The organism is Pseudomonas sp. LTR0 (assembly GCF_036630035.1).
Lineage (GTDB): Bacteria > Pseudomonadota > Gammaproteobacteria > Pseudomonadales > Pseudomonadaceae > Aquipseudomonas > Aquipseudomonas putida_Y.
This window is the reverse complement of record NZ_CP123734.1, coordinates 2,546,872-2,564,726: the sequence shown is the minus strand read 5'-3', so window position 1 is coordinate 2,564,726 and position 17,855 is coordinate 2,546,872. Positions and strand designations below refer to the sequence as shown.

The window sequence follows — 17,855 nt, the reverse complement described above, 5'->3', positions numbered from 1 at the left end:
TCAGCCGCGCAACTGCTTGAGCTTGCGGTACAGCGTCGCCCGGCTGATACCCAGCGTCTCGGCGGCGGCCGAGACGTTGCCCTGGTGGCGTGCCAGAGCACCGCGGATCTGCTCCAGTTCATTGTCCTTGAGGCTGCCGGAGGGCGCTGTGCTGCTCGCCAGCTCGTCCAACAGGCAGTCGGTAAGGTGATCGAGGGTCAGCACCTGCTCGCCATCCTCGCGCATGGCCAGGGCGGTGCGCACCACCATTTCCAGCTGGCGGATGTTGCCTGGCCAGTCGAAGCCTTCGAGCAACGCGGTCAACGCCGGGTCAAGGGTTACGCCACGCGCATCGGCCTTGTCCAGCAGGCCCTGGATGATCGCCGCCAGGTCATCACGTTCGCGCAGGGCCGGCAGGCGCAACGACACACCGTTCACCCGGTAGTAAAGGTCTTCACGGAAGTGTTGTTCCTGGACCAGGCGCTTGAGGTCGCGGTGGGTGGCGCAGATCAGCGCCACGTCAATGTCCTGCTCGTCGCCCGCCCCCAATGGTGCTACGCGGCGCTCCTGCAATACCCGCAGCAGGCGTGCTTGCAGGGCCAGCGGCATGTCGCCGATTTCGTCGAGAAACAGCGTGCCGCCATGGGCCTGCATCAGCCGTCCGACCATGCCGCCCCGGCGCGAACCGGTGAAGGCGCCCTCACGGTAGCCGAACAGCTCGGACTCGATCAGCCCTTCGGGAATGGCCGCGCAGTTGACTGCCACAAACGGTTTGTCGGCACGCGGGCTGGCCTGGTGCAAGGCGCGAGCGACCACTTCCTTGCCGGTACCGGTCTCGCCCAGCAGCAGCACCGGCAGGCCATTGCCCAGCCCCTGGCGGGCCATGCGCAAGTTGCGCGCCAGCCGTGGATCACCACCGGCCAGGGCGTCGAGTGCCGGCGACTGCTTGCCCAGCACCGGCTTGCTTGCCGGCGTGCTGCCATTGACCCGGCCATGGCGTGGCAACTGCAAGGCACGGAAGTGGAACTCGCCCTTGGCCGTCTGCACACTGCTCACACCGCCCTGCCACAGGCGCGCAATGAACGCAGGTGACCGTTCACCGAGCAGGTCAGTGCTGCGCCGGCCAATCAGCTCATGGCGCGGCACCTGCAACAACTGGCAGGCACTGTCGTTGGCGGCCAGCACTTCACCGTCCAGGCTCAGGGCCAACAGGCCGTGCCAGGCACTGTTGAGGTACTGCGGGCGGCTGTGGAAGGCAAGCACCAGCTGCTCTGGGTGGCACAGGCCAAACAGGCGGCTTTCAATGTTGCCGGCCGCCAGCATCAGGGTCGACAGGCTGTCCTGCGGTTGCGCCATCACCCCTTCGCGGGTGATGTCGAGCACGCCGATCACCTCGCCGCGCGGGTCGCGCAAGGGTACGGAAGTACAGGAGAACGGGCTCAGACGGTCAAGGTAATGTTCGCCGCAGTTGATCAGCGTCGGCCGGCCTTCGACCACGGCCGTGCCGATGGCGTTGGTGCCACGCAGCGATTCGCTCCAGCAACTGCCCGGGTGCAGATCGCGCAGGCCCTCGCGCTGCAGCACGTGCTTCTGGCCTTCGATGGCCAGCACGTTGGCCTGGGCGTCGCCGAGGATGACGATGCCAGCCTTGCCCTGGCGCGCGACCAGGTAGTCAAGTTCTGGGGTGACGGCATCGATCAGCAGGCGGTTGCGCTCCAGCAGCAGGCGCAGGTCATGGCCCTGTTCCAAACCCAGGCCGACCTGTTCGCCCTGCAGGCAGTCCAGGCCGTGGCCCAGGCTTCGGCGCCAGGAGGCGTCGATCTCATCACGCAGCATGCCCAGCGGTAGTTCGCCTTCGCTGGCCAGCTTCAACCGGGCCTCGCGGGATTCGTGCAACGGGTCGTGGGCGTTTGTTATTAGTTGTCGCGCCATTTTCTACTCCGGCTGTGCCCCGCAATGTGACGGGGTACGGGCTTGGGAATTTTCCGCAGTGTGCGGGAGAAATGGCTGGCCGTCATCTGGTTGATGGTTCGGGGGGTGGGACCAAAATCTTGGGTAGGAGCAACTGTCTTGCTCAATTTCTAAAAGCTGGCGCCATCCCTGTGGGAGCGGGCTTGCCCGCGAACAAGGGCGAAGCCCGTGCCATCCACGACGGCGACGGCAGGAATACTGCGACGATGAAGGTGCTCCTCGCCAAGACCCCGCCTTTCCTGATTTCGGACACGGATCTGAAAGACGTGGTAATCCAGCGTGTTTCCACCGGCCTGGAGCATCTGCGTGTGAAACGCCAATTTTACCCTTGGGCAGATTCGTGAAAGCCAGCCAGGGCCAGAAGCGGGCGCTACTGGCCGGTAACTGCTGATTAATGAAGCTCTGGAGGCTAATCGCTTACCAACTGGATAACCGTCTTGCCCCTGCCACGACCTTCCGCGACCTGTCGGAATGCGTCGTTGACCTCGTCCAGTGCAAACTGGTGCGGGTCCACCCGGATCGTCAGTTGCCTGGCATCGGCCAGAACAGCTGCTTCGCGCAGGATACTTCCGTGGTGTTCGCGCCCCTTCCCGGTCAGTAGCGGTGCCAGGGTGAATACACCCGAGTAGGTGGCACTTTTGAAGGATAAAGGCGCGAGACTGTGCTGGCCCCAACCGAGGCAGCTGAGTACGTGCCCGGTATACGGTTTTACTGCCTTGAATGACGCATCCAACGTGCTGCCGCCGACGGTGTCATAAACGATGTCGAAACCTTCTCCAGCCGTATATTGTTCGACATAGGCCTCTACACCCTGCGCCTGATAGTCAATCGCCGTGGCCCCCAGCGAGCGGATGAAGTCTAGACTGCTCGCGGAGCCGGTGGCGTAGACTTCGGCACCGCGAGCCTTGGCCAATTGCACCGCAACTTGGCCGACGCCACCTGCGCCGCCATGAATCAGCACCCGCTGACCACTATGAACATTGGCCCGATCAACCAGACCTTCCCAGGCGGTGATGAAAACCAACGGCAACGCGGCAGCCTCACGCATGCCGAGCGCATGCGGCTTTGATGCAATCAGCCTGGCATCCACGGCGATGTATTCGGCCAGGGTGCCTTGGGCGCCCCCGATGCCGCCGGCCATGCCGAAGACCTCCTGGCCAGGCGTGAAACCATCAACCGCCTCGCCCAGTTCAACGACCGTACCAGCGAGATCCAGGCCGAGCACGGCCGGCAGCGCCTGGCGGGCATGAGCGCCTGCACCGACAGCGATCTTGGTGTCGAGCGGGTTGACCCCTGCGGCGTGAATCCGCACCAGGACCTGCCCCTTGCCGGGCACAGGACGGGCGATGTGGCGCACGGCCAGCGGGGTCTGGGCGGATTCGGCGATAGCGGCAAGCATGGTCTGATTCATGACGGGAACCTCTGAATGAGTGGACGCTTACAGGTTGCACCGTCTTCCTCATTCCGATAAGAAACTAAATTTGCATATTACTTATTCCCCCAAGAGGCCCAATAGCGATGGATTTGTTCGACAGCATGCGCATCTTCGTGCGCGTCGTGGAGCGTGGCTCGTTTTCGGCAGTGGCTCGGGAGCTGAACATGGGGCAGCCGGCAGTCAGCAAGCAGGTCCGTGCGTTGGAGCAGTACCTGGGCGGAGCCGTGTTCGCCCGCAGCACCCGGCACCTCGCCCTCACCGATCAAGGGCAACGTTTCTACAGCCACTGCCAGGAAATTCTCAGCCAGCTAGAGCATGCCACGCGCAGCTTCGCCAGCGGCCAGGAGCAGATCGCCGGCCCCCTGCGAATTGCCGCACCGGTCAGCTATGGGAGGCTATGCATAGCGCCCCTGATCGGGGCTTTTCTACAGCGACATCCCGATGTGCAGATCGACCTGCGCCTGAACGATTACAACGAAGACCTGCTCATGGAAAACATCGACCTGGCCATCCGCATTGGCGTGGTGAAGAGCGAGGGACTGGTGGCTGTGCCCCTGGGCACCAGCACACGGCGAGTCTATGCTGCACCGGCCTATCTCGATCGCCATGGCCAGCCACGCGAGCCCGCCGAACTGGCAGGCCACAACTGCATCGCCTTCACCTTGCTTGAGCATTACGACCGCTGGCACTTCACCCGTCGTGGCGAAGCACTTGAGGTTGCAATCAAAGGCAATGTCACCAGCAACAACAGCGAGGCCATTCGTGAAATGGTCCTCGGTGGCCTGGGCATCTCCCTGTCTCCGCAATGGCTGTTTGCTGCGGACTTCGAGCAGGGTGGCGTGTGTAGCCTGCTCGACGAATACCAGACGACCGCGCTGCCGGTCAGCGCCGCGTTCAGCCGTGAGCGGCGACGCTCGGCAAGGACGATGGCGTTCATCGATTTTCTTCGGGAGAACGTATAAGCCACCCTGTTGGGGCACGGGACCTCGCTCATTGCCTCGCGCGCAAATCTGTCGAGCAGGCGTTATACCGCATCCTGCTGCAGCCATTGCGTCGGGCTTGCGCCCACCTTGCGGCGAAAGGTTCGGGCCAGCGCAGAAGGGCTTTCGTAGCCGACCTCATCGGCGATCAGGGCAATGGGGCGCCCTTCGCGAAGGCGTTTCTGCGTCAGGCTGATGCGCCAGTTCGCCAGGTAGTCCGCGGGGGTGATACCCACGATCTCGCGAAAGTGCGCGGCAAAGCTCGCCCGCGACATGCCCGAAAGATTCGCCAGTTCCGCCACGGACCAATTGCGCTGCGGCTCATCGTGGATCCCCACAAGCGCGCGGGACAGCTGAGTGTTGGCCAACCCGGCCATCATTCCCGAGGCGATGCTGCGGGTGGCGATGAGGTGGCGAAGCAGTTGAATGATCATCAGCTCGAACAAGCGATTGAGAATGACATCACGACCACACTCATCTCCAAAGGCTTCTTCGAACAGCCAGTGAAGGGTGCCATCAAGGCCTTGCAATTCGCCGAGGGGCTTGATGATGAAGTCCGGCAAAGCCAGGGTCAGCGGGTTGTTGGCGCCGCCATCGAAATGCAGGGTGGCGCAAACCAATTCCGCCTCATCGGCTTCGGTGGCCAGCAAGTGGTGCTCCTGCGGGCGCACCGCCAGAATCAGGCTGGGTTCGGTCAACTCGATCAGCTGGCCACGCTTGCCCCTGAAGGCCAGACGCCCCGAGCGCAGCAGGTGGGCGTGGCCGACACTGTGTTGCCCATAAAGGTGGGTTGTTCCGCAGAACCCACCCTGGTGAAACGTGGATGCGTGCAGGTTGAAGTGCTTGAGCAGTGTCGATAGTCGGTCCATAGCGCGCTCAGATTTAGACGATCTGTTGCATACCTTCGACGATCTGAAGCCGAAAGAAAAGTCTGCCTCCCTAGTATGGACTCCAGGCTTGATAGACAAGCCGTTTGATCAACCTAGTGGAGAACTACCATGACTCGCATCGCTACTCTCTCGCTGGACCAGGCCCCTACTGGCTCGCGCGCAGCCCTCGAAGGCATTCAGAAAGGTCTCGGCTTCATCCCCAATGCATTCAAGACCCTGGCTCACTCTCCGGTCGCACTCAACGGTTACCTGGGCCTCGCCCAGGCCTTGGGTAAAGGCTCACTGAGCGCCGTCGAGCGTGAAGTCGTTGCCCTCGCCACCTCGCAAATCAACGGTTGCGACTACTGCCTGGCGGCACACACCTTCTTTGGCGGCAAGGCTGGGTTGAGCGATGAGGCCGTCAGGCAAGCCCGAGCCGGCACACTCAGCGCGGTTGCCGCGCTGGCCCAGCAGATCACCGCAAGTCGCGGCCAGTTGAGTGACGAGCAGATCGCTGCAGCGCGTGAGGCGGGCCTTACGGATAGCAAGATCGTGGAGGTAGTGGCGCAGGTCACGCTGTTAACCCTGACCAACTACCTGAACAACATCGCCGCTACCGATATCGACTTTCCGCCATCGGCAAGCTAGGAAGGTAACCACCATGAGCCACGTGACGATCTACACCACCCAGCACTGCCCTTACTGCGTGAGCGCCAAGCGACTGCTGTCGAGCAAGGGCATTACCCCTGACGAAATCGACGTTGAACAGTCACCCCGGCACTTGGCGGAAATGATGCAGCGATCCCAACGCCGAACCGTCCCACAGATATTTGTTGGCAAGGTGCATGTCGGCGGCTTCGATGACTTGGCGAGTCTGGATCGCAAGGGGCAGCTCGAAGCATTGCTTAGCGCTTGAAGTGTAAAGACAAGTCGTGGACGCCAAGCCTGACCCTGTTTGCCCTCCGCTCTTGCGTGTGCCTACGTGCCGATGCTGCTGGCAGTAACGCCACAGTGGCCAAGGCCTGGCCTGCCTCAGGGACAGGGCGCAACGGCAGATGACACCGGGTCAAGGAAGATCAGTTGCAAGGGCTCCGCCAACAACTGTTCGGCCTGCTCGGCAAACCGCTGGAAGTGAGCGGTGGTCAGGTGCGCGTCCAGGGCCTGCTGGTGGTCGAACGCCTCGCGCATGTAGAACGTCCCGGGCTCGTCGCTGCGTTCGAACAGCATGTAGTCGCGGTTGCCGGGCTCCGCCCGAGTCGGTTCGATCAAGGCCAGCAAGGCCGCTTTCAGCTTTGCTCTCTGGTCTGGCTTGGCCTTGAGGATGGCGAGGGAAACGAGGGGGTAATCTTGTTGGTTCATATCAAGCTCCTGGTCAGTTGCAAGGCGCAGGCGCGGTACTGCCTGCTTCAAGGTGTGCATGCGTTTCGCCGGGCGTGGCGCCGTGAGTAAGCGCGGCGCAGAAAAACACGGTTCGTTTAACCCTGCTTGTTCCTGGCGGGCCGGATCGGCCGGTCCGCCGTGGTCTGTCATACGGGTTTCAGAAGCCCTCCAGGACGATCTTGCCGCGCGCCTTGCCACTCTCGACCAGCGCATGGGCACGGCGCATGTTGGCGGCATTGATGGCGCCGAAATGCTCGCCCAGGGTGGTACGCAGGATGCCCTGGTCGATCAGCCCGGCCACGCGCTCGAGCAACGCGTGCTGGCGCACCATGTCGTCGGTTTCGTACAGCGAACGGGTGAACATCAACTCCCAGTGCAGCGACAGCGACTTGCGCTTGAGCGGCATGACGTCCAAGGTTTGCGGGTCATCGATCACGCCCAGGCAACCTTGTGGTCGCAGCACTTCAACCAGTTGCGCAAAGTGCTGATCGGTATGGGTAAGGCTGGCGACATGGCTGACTGACTCGATCCCCAAAGCCCGCAGTTGCCCTTGCAGCGGCGCACTGTGGTCGATGACGTGATGGGCGCCCAGTTCGCGCACCCAGTTGGCTGTCTCGGCGCGGGAGGCCGTACCGATAACCGTCAGGCGGGTCAGTTGCCGGGCCAACTGCACCAGCATCGAACCGACGCCGCCGGCGGCGCCAACGATCAGCAGGGCATCACCCTCCCCACCGTCCTCCACGATACCCAGGCGATCGAACAGCAGTTCCCAGGCGGTGATGGCCGTCAGCGGCAGCGCTGCTGCCTGCGCTGCCCCCAGGCTGCGCGGTTGATGCCCGACGATACGTTCGTCAACCAGATGATATTCACTGTAGCTGCCGGGCCTGGCGATGGAGCCGGCGTAATACACCTGATCTCCGGGCTTGAACAGGGTCACCTGGGCCCCGACTTCGCGGACGATTCCGGCCGCGTCCCAGCCGAGGATTTTCGGCTCTCCCGTGAAAGTTCCGGCGCGTACCTTAGTGTCGACAGGGTTGACCGACACGGCTTTGACCTCGACCAGAAGGTCCCGGGTCCCAGGGCTGGGTTTGGGCATAAAGATGTCTTGAAGAGACGCAGGGTCTTCGATAGGCAAGCCTTTTTGGATGTAACTGATCGCTCTCATAGGCACTCACTGCTGAATGTGGTTTGATTTGGCATTGAGTCTGGCGTGCCAGGCGGCCGGAAAAAACGGGCCCTGCCCGTCAACACTTTCATTGCAGGAGTGATAATGATCCGTCTCGACGACCTGGGCATCTTCGTTCGCAGTGCCGCGCTGGGCAGCTTTACCGCGGCGGCCCATGAGGCCGACCTGCTGCCCGGCCAGGCAGCCGAGGCAGTCAAGCGCCTGGAGCGTGAACTGGATGTGCGATTGTTTGCCCGCACCACACGCAGCTTGCGCCTGACAGCCGAGGGCGAGCAGTACCTTCCCTCGGCCCTTGTCGCCCTGGAAGCCCTCAGGCACGGGCGCGACAACCTGCGTCAGGAAAGCGCCCAGCTCAGCGGAACCTTGCAGGTGGCCGCGCCCTCCGATCTGGGACGCAACGTGTTGTTGCCCTGGCTCACGGCGTTTCGCCGAGAGCATCCACAGTTGAACCTGCGCTTGTTTCTCTCCGACCAGATCGCCGATCTTTTTCGCGATCCGGTAGATATCGCCATCCGCTATGGCCTGAACGCCGACGCCAACTATATAGCCCTGCCACTGGCGCCCTGGAACCGCAAGGTACTGGTGGCCTCGCCCGAGTACCTGGCGCAGCAAGGCAACCTGCAAGCCCCTGAAGACCTGCTCGAACACCAGTGCTTGCTGTACATGCAGCAGGGCCGGGTCTACGACAAATGGCAACTGGGAACGCAGACCGTCCAGGTGCGTGGCGCCCTGCTCTGCGATGACGCCGATATCGCCCGGCGCTGGGCCGTGGCCGGCGAAGGAATAACCTACAAGTCCTGGCTGGATGTGAGCGACGATGTACTGGCAGGAAGGCTTGTCGTGCTATTGCAGGATCACCCCGGGCCGGCCATGCCGCTGAGTCTGGTGTGCCCACACCGCAAGCAGTTGTCGCCTGCGGTGAGGCACCTTCACGCCTGGCTGTCCAGCCGCTTCGCCGAACTGGAGCGCGACTGATCAGCGGGAAGCCAACCCCCCCTGATCGAAAGCATTCCGGCGCCCCGCTTGCGCGCAATCGAATAATTTCAAGAGATGCTTGACCAGGGAGAACGGTCGTTCTACTCTGACTACATGGATAAGCCAATGACCGACACACGCGAAAAAATCCTGGCGACTGCCGAGAAGCTTATTTACGAAAACGGGATTCATGCCACGGGCATGGACCTCTTGGTAAAGACCTCTGGCGTAGCACGTAAAAGTATTTATCGTTATTTTGCGAATAAAGACGACGTAGCCGCAGCGGCACTCAATGCACGCGATATACGCTGGATGAAGTGGTTTAGAAGTGAATGCGAAAAAGCGCAAACGCCAGAAGCGCGCATCCTTGGAATTTTTGATGTACTCAAAAGTTGGTTCGAGTCTGACGGTTTTCGCGGATGTGCGTTCATCAACACAGCCGGAGAGGTTGGTGACGCAGACGATCCTGTTCGGCAGATCGCAAAACTGCATAAACAAAAGCTGCTGGACTACACGCTAGAGCTGACCAGCGCATTACGGATTAACGATCCGGCTGGCTTGGCCAAGCAACTTTTTTTGATGATAGAGGGCACGATAACCGTGGCCCACGTCATGGGTGACTACACCGTTCTCGATAGTGCAAGAGAAATCGCAAAGATATTACTCAAGGACGTACAGCACGCAAGCGTTTGACGTTAAAGCAACACCCACTCAACTTAACCATCCAGAAGATTGGAGGCACCACCATGTCCAACGAACACACTCGTCCGCCACTTCCTCCTTTCACTCGCGAATCGGCGATTGAAAAAGTCCGACTCGCCGAGGATGGTTGGAATACTCGCGAACCCGAAAAGATTGCACTGGCCTATACGCCGAACACCCAATGGCGTAACCGTACCGAGTTTGCAAACAATCGTGAAGAAGCTCAGGGCTTCCTCACTCGCAAGTGGAAGAAAGAGCTGGACTACCGCTTGATCAAAGAGCTCTGGGCCTTCACCGACAACCGCATCGCCGTCCGTTACGCCTACGAGTGGCACGACGATTCGGGCAACTGGTTCCGCTCCTACGGCAACGAAAACTGGGAGTTTGAAGCCGATGGCTTGATGCACCGCCGTTTCGCCTGCATCAACGACATGCCCATCAAGGAAAGCGAGCGCAAGTTCCATTGGCCCCTGGGTCGCCGGCCGGATGATCACCCAGGCCTGACTGAACTGGGCCTGTAGGTCCTGCTAAACCTGATTCTTTTACATAGAGGATCAGGTTTTTTTGTTTGCCAGAAGCCCATCTTGCTCAGGCCGTCCTCAACCGCGACCTCAGCCCTGACCGCGCCGAGCGACGGTATCAGTTCCAGCACGAAGACCCATGGCCTCGACGATCACCGGGTTAATCGTAGTAGTGGAGATCGCGTTGTACCTACGCGGCCTCACGCCTAAAGATCGCTGGATACTTCTTTAACCAGCTCGATGAACACGCGCACGGCTGCGCTCAAAAAGGCCTCTTTTCGCCGCATGAGTACGGCCGTTCGCTGCAAGCGTTCTGGCTCCAGCGTGATGGCCACCAGATCGTCATGGGCCAAGGCAATTCTGGCAGGCAATAAAGTCGACAGCGTCGTCCGGCGAATGATTTCAATCACTGCGCCAAGGGCATTGACCTCCATCTGCACTTGCGGGCGAATTTCGTGTTTGCGGAAGTAGCGGTCAATTTGTTCGCGAGTGGCAAACTCTGGACTGAGCAGAACCATAGACTCAGCACTCAGCGCCTGCGATGCAATGGACCGCTCCTCGGCCAGGCGGTGTCTGCGGCTCACCACTAAAGCGAGGGTTTCGCTCAGTAAGGAAACGGCCTCGATGTCCGGAGAATTTATTTCATCGAACGCAATACCTACGTCCAGTTCTCCCGCCAAAAGCAGCTCCTCGATGCGCTCCTGAGAGATCTCTTTCAGGTTGAGGGTGATGTTTGGATACCGGAAGTGAAACGCCTCGATCAGCGGCCCCACCAGATAGGTCGTGAATGTCGGCGTGACGGCTACGCGCAATGAGCCGCGGCTGAGGTCGCTCACGTCATGGATGGCACTTTTACCCTCCCGCAGTTCCTGCTGAGCACGGCGCGCATAGTGAAGATAGACGTCTCCGGCATCCGTCAAACGTGTTGCGCGGCCTGAGCGGTCGAACAACTGGGCGCCAAGACTTTCTTCCAACTGCCTTACCTGCTGGGAAAGCGCTGGCTGAGATACGTGCAGCGCCGCTGCAGCCTTGGTGAAACTGAGGTGCTCCGCCACCGCAAGAAAGTACTGGATATGTCGAGCGAGCATGGCCTTACCCATAAGATTATCTGATTGTATGCATAATAAATGAGACTTTTACCTTATGTCATGCGCTGCTTAATCTTTGTCTCACACCCAGCGACATCGAGACAGCCACCATGAAAGCGATCATCGACGGTTTTCTGAAATTTCAGCAAAACGCCTTCCCGGAGCGGGTCAAACTGTTCAAGGACCTGGCCACCCAACAAAGCCCAAAGGCACTGTTCATCTCTTGCTCGGACAGCCGGCTGGTGCCTGAACTGGTTACCCAGCGCGAACCAGGCGATCTGTTTGTAATCCGCAACGCCGGCAACATCGTGCCTTCCTATGGCCCGGAACCGGGCGGCGTTTCGGCCTCGGTCGAATACGCGGTGGCCGGCCTCAACGTCGCAGACATCGTGATCTGCGGCCACTCGGACTGCGGCGCGATGACCGCCATTGCCACCTGCAAGTGCCTGGACCACATGCCTGCCGTAGCCGGCTGGTTGCGGTACGCAGACTCGGCCAAGGTGGTCAACGAAGCCCGCCAGCACCCGGACAAGCCAAGCAAAGTCGCTGCCATGGTGCGCGAAAACGTCATCGCGCAGCTGGCCAACATCCAGACCCACCCATCCGTGCGTCTGGCGCTCGAAGAAGGCCGCGTGACCCTGCATGGCTGGATTTATGACATCGAGACCGGATGCATCGACGCCTTTGATGGCAGTACCGGGACCTTCGTGTCTCTCGCAGCAAACCCGGAAGTCCACGCCGTTTCCCAGCAAGCCAGGCACGTTGCCTGAAACCTTACCTGTACCTTTGCCTACCCAGGAGATTCACCATGATCCAGACTCAAGCTACCCGCACTGCTCGCCAGGAACTGACCGAAACCATCATTTTGGCCAAGGCCCGCAAAGACCTCTCCTTCGCCGAAATCGTTGAAGGCACCGGCCTGTCCGAAGCTTTCGTTACAGCAGCGCTGCTCGGCCAGCATCCGCTGCCTGAAAGCGCCGCGAAGGTCGTAGGCGAGAAACTCGGCCTCGATGCTGATCAAGTCGCGCTGCTGCAATCGATGCCTATCCGCGGCAGCTTCTTCGACGGCGTGCCGAGCGACCCGACCATCTACCGTTTCTACGAAATGATGTCGGTATACGGCACCACCCTCAAAGCACTGGTGCACGAGAAGTTCGGCGACGGCATCATCAGCGCCATCAACTTCAAGCTGGACATCAAGAAAGTCGAAGACCCGGACGGTGGCCACCGCGCTGTGATCACCCTGGACGGCAAGTACCTGCCTACCAAGCCTTTCTGATGCAATTCAGCCCGGCGTCAGACGGCGCCGGGCTACATCCAACCTTGTTTGACAGGGAATGACGCTGTACTTAGGCATATTTCTTAGCCCCGTAAACGCAGATGACAGCACCCAGCGTCACGAGCAGCATCGTCCAGCTGACATGCTCGTGCAGAAGCAACGCTGCCAGCCCAAGCCCCATGAACGGCTGAAAGAGTTGCAGTTGGCCCACAGCCGCAATCCCCCCCTGGACGAGCCCTCGGTACCAGAACACAAACCCGATCAGCATGCTGAACAGTGAAACGTAGCCAAAGCTGAGCCACGCAGGGGCACTTACCCTGGCAAAGTCATCAGGGGCTGGAAGATTGACCACCGTCAGCAGCAGCATGAACGGCAACGCTACCAGCAATGCCCAGCTGATCACCTGCCATCCCCCCAATGTCCGCGACAGACGCGCGCCTTCGGCATAACCCAACCCACAGACCGCAACCGCAGCCAACATCAGCAGATCGCCCACCGCCGATGCCTCACCTCCGTTCATCAAGGCATAGCCAGCGACCAACCCGGCACCTGTCAACGAGAACAGCCAGAACAATGGCCGAGGTCGTTCACCGCCCCGCAGAACGGCAAAGCCTGCGGTACACAATGGCAGGAGCCCGACAAAGACAATGGAGTGAGCAGAGCTGATGTGCTGAAGGGCAAATGCTGTCAGTAGCGGGAAACCGATAACAACGCCGAGCGCTGTTACGGCCAAGGGCGACAAGTCCTCCCGTTTGGGTCGAGGCTGGCGTAGCACGATCAGAAAAAGCGCGCCCAGCATGGCGGCAATGGTTGCCCGGGCACAGGTGAGGAACGTCGGTTCGAAGTCGGCCACTGCCACTCGGGTTGCCGGCAACGAACCCGCAAAGATGGCGACGCCTATGAAGCCGTTGATCCACCCGCTTGCTGATTTTTCCATCGGTAAGTCCTCGATAAGCCAAGGCTCAGTACATCACCGACAGGATCACCCAGGCCATGTACAATCCAATACACTTAAACCAAACTGTTATGCATATGACTCCAGCACAGTTGAGGGCGCGATGAAACGGGACGGAACTCGAATTCGAGCTGTCATGGGTGAAATCCAGTCGCGGATCGCCTCTCGAACCTACACACCAGGCGCGAGAATTCCCTCGGTCCGCGCTATGGCGCAGACCATGCAAGTGTCGGTTTCTACGGTTCTTGAGGCCTATGAAAGGTTGATGGCAGAGGGTGTACTCAATTCTCGCCCTGGCTCCGGCTTTTACGTAGCCGGACCAGTGGCGCCCTTGGTACTCACCGAACTCGGCCCCAGGCTTGATCGTGAAGTGGACCCGCTGTGGATCTCCCGCCAGTCGCTTGAAACCGCTAGCGATGCGTTGAAACCGGGGTGCGGGTGGCTACCTCCCTCCTGGATGTTCGAAGCGGGCTTGCGGAAAGCGCTTCGAACCGTTGCCCGTTCTGACACGCTGAAACTGACTGAGTACGCCTCACCGCTTGGGCATCTGCCACTCAGGCACTTCTTGTCACGAAGGCTGACAGGCATCGGGATCGAAGCCCCTCTCGAGCAGATCATGCTCACGGAGTCCGGCACCCACGCCATCGACCTGATCTGCCGTTTTCTGCTGGAACCGGGGGACACCGTGCTGGTCGACGATCCCTGCTATTTCAATTTTCACGCACTGCTCAAAGCGCACAGGGTGAACATCGTAGGCGTACCCTATACGGCAACGGGCCCGGACATCGATGCTTTTGGCGCTGCCCTGCTAGCGCATGCTCCCCGGTTGTACATAACAAATGCAGGCATCCATAACCCAACCGGCGCCACCCTGTCTCCGGTCACGGCGCACAGGCTGCTGAAGCTGGCTGACAACTCCAGCCTGGTGATTGTAGAGGACGACATCTTCGGGGATTTCGAGAATGCACCAGCGCCACGGCTGTCTGCCTTCGATGGCCTCTCTCGTGTCATCCAGATAGGCAGCTTTTCCAAGACCATCTCCGCGTCGATTCGATGCGGCTACATCGCGGCTCGCAGTGACTGGATCCAGAGCCTGGTCGATCTCAAGATTGCGACTACATTCGGGGGTGGCCGCCTGGCCGCGGACATCATCCATCTGGCGATTACCGATAGCGGGTACCGCAAACACATGGAAAGCGTTCGCCTCAGGCTGGCCGAGGCCATGGAGAGAACGGTAGCGAAACTAAGGGCCGTTGGTATCAAGCCCTGGATAACGCCCCATTCAGGCATGTATGTCTGGTGCCAACTCCCTCAAGGCACGGATGCAGCCACGCTGGCCCGGGCTTGCTTGAATGAAGGTGTAGTGCTGGCGCCCGGAAATGCGTTTAGCCAGTCCATGACTGCGGGTGATTTCATCCGTTTCAACGTTGCCCAATCGGCTGATGCCAGGATTTACGAAGTGTTGAAACGAGTGCTGAGCGCCTGATAGCGAGCCTCATGGACTTTCATGATGGGGCAAGCGGTAACCAGATGCAGACTTCAAACCCATCCTGTCGACCTGTTGCCGGGGAGACCAATTTCATTCGCGCGTTTACTCCCTGCACGATGGTTTTGGCAATCGCCAAGCCCAGCCCCGAACCACTGATCTCACTGTGACCGCGCACAAAACGCTCGGTCAGGTGCTCTAATACAGACTGCGGCACTGCCGGGCCACTATTGACTACCCGCAGCTGTGCCTGCTCGGTGAGGCTGACTTCGACCGGCTGGTCCGTTGCACCATACTTCAGCGCATTCTCAATCAGGTTGCGCAGCAGGATGCCAAAGGCGTCCGGGTCAATGATCGAATACACGCTGGTCTGGCTTGGCAACCGCAACTCGATGCGCCGCCCGCTGCGTTGGTTCCACTCGTCCACGCCATGGGCAAGCAACGGGATCAGGTCTTGTGGCGTTTCGGACAACAGCCCGCCGCCCTCGGCTTTGGCCAACTGCATGAGCTTTTCTGAAAGCCTTGAAAGCTCGTGCAACGCGTGTTCGATCTTCTGTGCACGTACTCGCAGCGGCCCCTCCGGCGCTTCGTGGTGTAACCGCTGGATCTGCGCCAGGGTCGAGGCCAATGGTGTGCGTAGTTCGTGGGCGCTGTTGGCGGTAAAGCTGCGCTCGGCCTCAAGGGCGTTGCGTAAGCGCTCCAGCAGGTGATTGACCGCCTCAGCCAACGGATCGATTTCTGCAGGCAGGTGCTCCACCTTGATCGGAGACAGGTCACCCACACCGCGCGCTTCAATGGCACGACGGTAAGCCAGCACGCTGCGCAGGCTGAAACGCACCAATAACCAGGTACCCACCAGGCTGACAGGAATCAACACCATGAGGGGCAACAACAACGCAAACAAGGCCTCCCGCGCAGCTTCACGACGATGACCAAGCGGTTCGGCCACCTCGATGAACAGCGTCTGACGCAATGCGCTAGCGCCATACAATCGGTACTTTTCAGAAGTGGAGAAGCCTTCAGTTGGTTGTCGGTTGAAAATCTGCGGGTTGGCGTCGTGAGATTGCATCAGAATCTTGCCCTTGGCATCGCGCACCAGGTAAGTCAGGTATTCCTTGTGCATCTTCAGTGTCGCGACGTGTTGTGCTGTCCGGGATTCTTCCCGGTTGCTGATTTCCAGCACGGCCAAGGGCAGAATGCGTTGTGCAGTTTCTTCCAACGCGCTATCGAACGCTTCGTTCAACTCATGCCGCACCACTAGCCAGGCACCCACTGTCGCCACCAGCCAGAGTAAAGTCATACCAAGCGTCAGCCCTAGACCGAGACGTATTTGCAGGCTCGAAGAAGGCTTCATGCGGACATTAACCGATAGCCCATGCCTCGCACGGTTTCGATCAGCTCGCGTCCGAGTTTTTTACGCAGACGGCTGATGTATACCTCGATGGTATTGCTCTCGATTTCGGCGCCAAAAGCATACAGCCGCTCTTCGAGCTGCGACTTGGACAGTAGCGCGCCGGGGCGTTGCACAAACGCCTCGAACAGCGCCCACTCCCGCGCCGTGAGGTCCACCGTCGCACTGCCCCGTTGCACCGTGCGGGCACTCATGTCGACCTGCAAATCACCGAGTTTGATCTGTGGATTGGGATTGCCGCTATAACGCCGCCCCACCGCTGCCACGCGGGCCGAGAGTTCAAACAGGTCGAACGGTTTGACCAGGTAGTCATCGGCACCGGCGTTGAGGCCGGCGATACGATCGGAAATCTGATCCTGGGCGGTCAGGATAATCACCGGGGTCACGTCTCCTGCCGAGCGTTGTTGACGCAGAAAATCCAACCCGCGCCCGTCCGGGAGCATCAGGTCCAGCAAGATCAAGTCGTAAGGCGTGCTGCGGACGCTGTTGCGCGCGTGGTCCAAGCGCTGTACCCAATCGACGGCGTGGCCATCATCGGCAATCTGCTCGCGCACCGCTTCACCCAGGCCAGGAGCGTCCTCGACCAGTAGAACCCGCATCTGACACCTCCTGTGATGGTTGTCTTGCAGCACCTTAATCGCCTTGCCTGACGTGAATCTGAAAATTCAGCTGGCTGTCAGGAAGGCCCTTTAGGTTATGCCACAGACGCCGCCCTCGACAGGAGACAAGTCATGAAATCAGGTTTTATTGCCAATGCCACGCTGATGGGCTTGCTGCTCAGCGGTTACGCCCTGGCCGGTGACGACTGCAGCGACCCGGTCAGCGACTGGCAACCTCGTGAAACCCTGCGTCAGCAGGTAGAGCGCCAATACGGCTGGCGGGTGCAGCGCATCAAGGTCGACGATGGCTGTTACGAACTCAAGGGCCAGGACCGCAAAGGCAATGACATCGAAGCCAGCTACTCCCCGGCATCGCTGCACCTGAGGACACTCGAGGTCCATTTCCGCAATGACGGCGATGCCAGGGACTATCTCGGCAGCCCGCTCGCCGAATGACAACTCACCTGTCTATGAATTTTCCTGTCGTTCAGGTTGCTGTCAGCCGGCAGGTCCAGGCTCTCGACCTAACGATCAAGAGGACACGCTCATGAAAAAGATCATCGCAGCAACCTGCCTCATCGGCGCCATTACCCTGCCGGCGCTGGCCCAGGCCCGTGAAGTGACCTTGACCACGCAGCTCAAGGACTACAGCGGCAATGATGCCTACCTGGCGATCTACGTCACCGACGCCAATGGCCAGTACCAGAAAACCCTCTGGGTGGCCGGCAAGAAGGCCAAATATTACAAGCACCTGGCCGACTGGGCCCGTGGCAGCGGGATGAACCCGAGCGAGTTCGACGGGGTCAGCGGCGCCAGCGTCGGCAGTGGGCGCACGCTGAAAGTCAGCGTAGAACTGGCGGACACCCTGATTGATGCCGGGTATCAGATCCGCATCGACAGCGCCGTCGAGGACAAACGCGACGCCCGCGGCGATGTCAGCGTGCCGCTGACATCCAAGGGTGCAGGCAAGCCCGCGACCGGCAGTGGCTACGTCGACTCCTTTACTTACGATCTGTAGCACCCGCCACCTCCGGAGGCT

Annotated in this window: 21 protein-coding genes; 12 read left to right on the top strand and 9 right to left on the bottom strand. The window is 60.1% G+C overall.

The window, feature by feature from the left end; translation table 11 throughout:
• Entirely contained in the window at nucleotides 1-1,911 is a 1,911-nt protein-coding gene (locus QCL51_RS11855; protein WP_021782935.1) for a sigma-54-dependent Fis family transcriptional regulator, read from the bottom strand.
• Between the two features lie 182 nt (nucleotides 1,912-2,093).
• Here QCL51_RS11855 and QCL51_RS11850 point away from each other — a divergent pair, with 182 nt between their 5' ends.
• Nucleotides 2,094-2,294 (top strand): hypothetical protein, encoded by a 201-nt coding sequence (locus QCL51_RS11850; protein ID WP_135192629.1) that lies wholly within the window; start codon nucleotides 2,094-2,096, stop codon nucleotides 2,292-2,294.
• Between the two features lie 65 nt (nucleotides 2,295-2,359).
• Here the strand turns inward: QCL51_RS11850 and QCL51_RS11845 are convergent, their stop codons facing one another.
• On the bottom strand, nucleotides 2,360-3,361 hold the full coding sequence (locus QCL51_RS11845; RefSeq protein WP_338444864.1) for a zinc-dependent alcohol dehydrogenase family protein: 1,002 nt from the start codon (nucleotides 3,359-3,361) through the stop codon (nucleotides 2,360-2,362).
• Nucleotides 3,362-3,468: 107 nt separating this feature from the next.
• Here QCL51_RS11845 and QCL51_RS11840 point away from each other — a divergent pair, with 107 nt between their 5' ends.
• Nucleotides 3,469-4,347: a LysR family transcriptional regulator gene (locus QCL51_RS11840; RefSeq protein ID WP_338444863.1), complete on the top strand. Its 879-nt coding sequence runs from the start codon at nucleotides 3,469-3,471 to the stop codon at nucleotides 4,345-4,347.
• 62 nt (nucleotides 4,348-4,409) lie between these two features.
• Here the strand turns inward: QCL51_RS11840 and QCL51_RS11835 are convergent, their stop codons facing one another.
• A complete protein-coding gene (locus tag QCL51_RS11835) occupies nucleotides 4,410-5,234 on the bottom strand; it encodes an AraC family transcriptional regulator (protein WP_338444862.1) in 825 nt (274 codons plus the stop codon).
• Between the two features lie 129 nt (nucleotides 5,235-5,363).
• Here QCL51_RS11835 and QCL51_RS11830 point away from each other — a divergent pair, with 129 nt between their 5' ends.
• Nucleotides 5,364-5,882: a peroxidase-related enzyme gene (locus QCL51_RS11830; RefSeq protein WP_252460878.1), complete on the top strand. Its 519-nt coding sequence runs from the start codon at nucleotides 5,364-5,366 to the stop codon at nucleotides 5,880-5,882.
• Nucleotides 5,883-5,895: 13 nt separating this feature from the next.
• Nucleotides 5,896-6,150: a glutaredoxin 3 gene (gene grxC / locus QCL51_RS11825; protein ID WP_021782929.1), complete on the top strand. Its 255-nt coding sequence runs from the start codon at nucleotides 5,896-5,898 to the stop codon at nucleotides 6,148-6,150.
• A 116-nt stretch (nucleotides 6,151-6,266) separates the two neighbouring features.
• Here the strand turns inward: grxC and QCL51_RS11820 are convergent, their stop codons facing one another.
• On the bottom strand, nucleotides 6,267-6,593 hold the full coding sequence (locus tag QCL51_RS11820) for a putative quinol monooxygenase (protein WP_028697196.1): 327 nt from the start codon (nucleotides 6,591-6,593) through the stop codon (nucleotides 6,267-6,269).
• Between the two features lie 178 nt (nucleotides 6,594-6,771).
• Entirely contained in the window at nucleotides 6,772-7,779 is a 1,008-nt protein-coding gene (locus tag QCL51_RS11815) for a zinc-binding alcohol dehydrogenase family protein (RefSeq protein ID WP_338444861.1), read from the bottom strand.
• A gap of 105 nt (nucleotides 7,780-7,884) precedes the next feature.
• Between QCL51_RS11815 and QCL51_RS11810 the strand changes: the two genes are divergently transcribed.
• The 3 genes from QCL51_RS11810 to QCL51_RS11800 all read left to right on the top strand — a co-directional run bounded on the left by QCL51_RS11810 (nucleotide 7,885) and on the right by QCL51_RS11800 (nucleotide 9,998).
• Nucleotides 7,885-8,775 carry a LysR family transcriptional regulator gene (locus QCL51_RS11810; RefSeq protein ID WP_101196012.1) on the top strand — a complete coding sequence of 297 codons (891 nt, stop codon included), beginning with the start codon at nucleotides 7,885-7,887 and terminating at the stop codon, nucleotides 8,773-8,775.
• Nucleotides 8,776-8,901: 126 nt separating this feature from the next.
• Nucleotides 8,902-9,468 (top strand): TetR family transcriptional regulator, encoded by a 567-nt coding sequence (locus QCL51_RS11805; RefSeq protein WP_202962486.1) that lies wholly within the window; start codon nucleotides 8,902-8,904, stop codon nucleotides 9,466-9,468.
• A 53-nt stretch (nucleotides 9,469-9,521) separates the two neighbouring features.
• Nucleotides 9,522-9,998: a nuclear transport factor 2 family protein gene (locus QCL51_RS11800; protein ID WP_274147618.1), complete on the top strand. Its 477-nt coding sequence runs from the start codon at nucleotides 9,522-9,524 to the stop codon at nucleotides 9,996-9,998.
• Nucleotides 9,999-10,204: 206 nt separating this feature from the next.
• Here QCL51_RS11800 and cynR read toward each other — a convergent pair whose 3' ends face one another.
• A complete protein-coding gene (cynR, locus tag QCL51_RS11795; protein ID WP_028697198.1) occupies nucleotides 10,205-11,086 on the bottom strand; it encodes a transcriptional regulator CynR in 882 nt (293 codons plus the stop codon).
• Nucleotides 11,087-11,196: 110 nt separating this feature from the next.
• Here cynR and QCL51_RS11790 point away from each other — a divergent pair, with 110 nt between their 5' ends.
• Together QCL51_RS11790 and cynS are read left to right on the top strand one after the other, a co-directional pair.
• On the top strand, nucleotides 11,197-11,856 hold the full coding sequence (locus tag QCL51_RS11790; RefSeq protein WP_252460871.1) for a carbonic anhydrase: 660 nt from the start codon (nucleotides 11,197-11,199) through the stop codon (nucleotides 11,854-11,856).
• A 38-nt stretch (nucleotides 11,857-11,894) separates the two neighbouring features.
• The gene (cynS, locus tag QCL51_RS11785) at nucleotides 11,895-12,365 is read left to right on the top strand and encodes a cyanase (RefSeq protein ID WP_252460869.1); all 471 of its coding nucleotides are present in this window, start codon (nucleotides 11,895-11,897) and stop codon (nucleotides 12,363-12,365) included.
• A gap of 70 nt (nucleotides 12,366-12,435) precedes the next feature.
• On the opposite strand, the gene QCL51_RS11780 is transcribed toward cynS, so the two are convergent.
• Nucleotides 12,436-13,302, bottom strand: coding sequence for a DMT family transporter (locus QCL51_RS11780; protein ID WP_101196010.1), 867 nt, complete (start codon nucleotides 13,300-13,302; stop codon nucleotides 12,436-12,438).
• Nucleotides 13,303-13,423: 121 nt separating this feature from the next.
• Between QCL51_RS11780 and QCL51_RS11775 the strand changes: the two genes are divergently transcribed.
• Complete coding sequence (locus QCL51_RS11775) at nucleotides 13,424-14,806, top strand: PLP-dependent aminotransferase family protein (protein ID WP_103444490.1); 1,383 nt, start codon at nucleotides 13,424-13,426, stop codon at nucleotides 14,804-14,806.
• Between the two features lie 19 nt (nucleotides 14,807-14,825).
• Here QCL51_RS11775 and QCL51_RS11770 read toward each other — a convergent pair whose 3' ends face one another.
• Entirely contained in the window at nucleotides 14,826-16,160 is a 1,335-nt protein-coding gene (locus QCL51_RS11770; protein ID WP_103444491.1) for an ATP-binding protein, read from the bottom strand.
• Nucleotides 16,157-16,816, bottom strand: coding sequence for a response regulator transcription factor (locus tag QCL51_RS11765; protein ID WP_021782917.1), 660 nt, complete (start codon nucleotides 16,814-16,816; stop codon nucleotides 16,157-16,159). The genes QCL51_RS11770 and QCL51_RS11765 overlap by 4 nt, the downstream gene beginning before the upstream one ends.
• Nucleotides 16,817-16,948: 132 nt before the next feature.
• On the opposite strand from QCL51_RS11765, the gene QCL51_RS11760 reads away from it, so the two are divergent.
• Together QCL51_RS11760 and QCL51_RS11755 are read left to right on the top strand one after the other, a co-directional pair.
• Nucleotides 16,949-17,272 (top strand): PepSY domain-containing protein, encoded by a 324-nt coding sequence (locus QCL51_RS11760; RefSeq protein ID WP_101196008.1) that lies wholly within the window; start codon nucleotides 16,949-16,951, stop codon nucleotides 17,270-17,272.
• A 91-nt stretch (nucleotides 17,273-17,363) separates the two neighbouring features.
• Complete coding sequence (locus tag QCL51_RS11755) at nucleotides 17,364-17,834, top strand: DUF2271 domain-containing protein (protein WP_021782915.1); 471 nt, start codon at nucleotides 17,364-17,366, stop codon at nucleotides 17,832-17,834.
• Nucleotides 17,835-17,855: the final 21 nt, after the last annotated feature.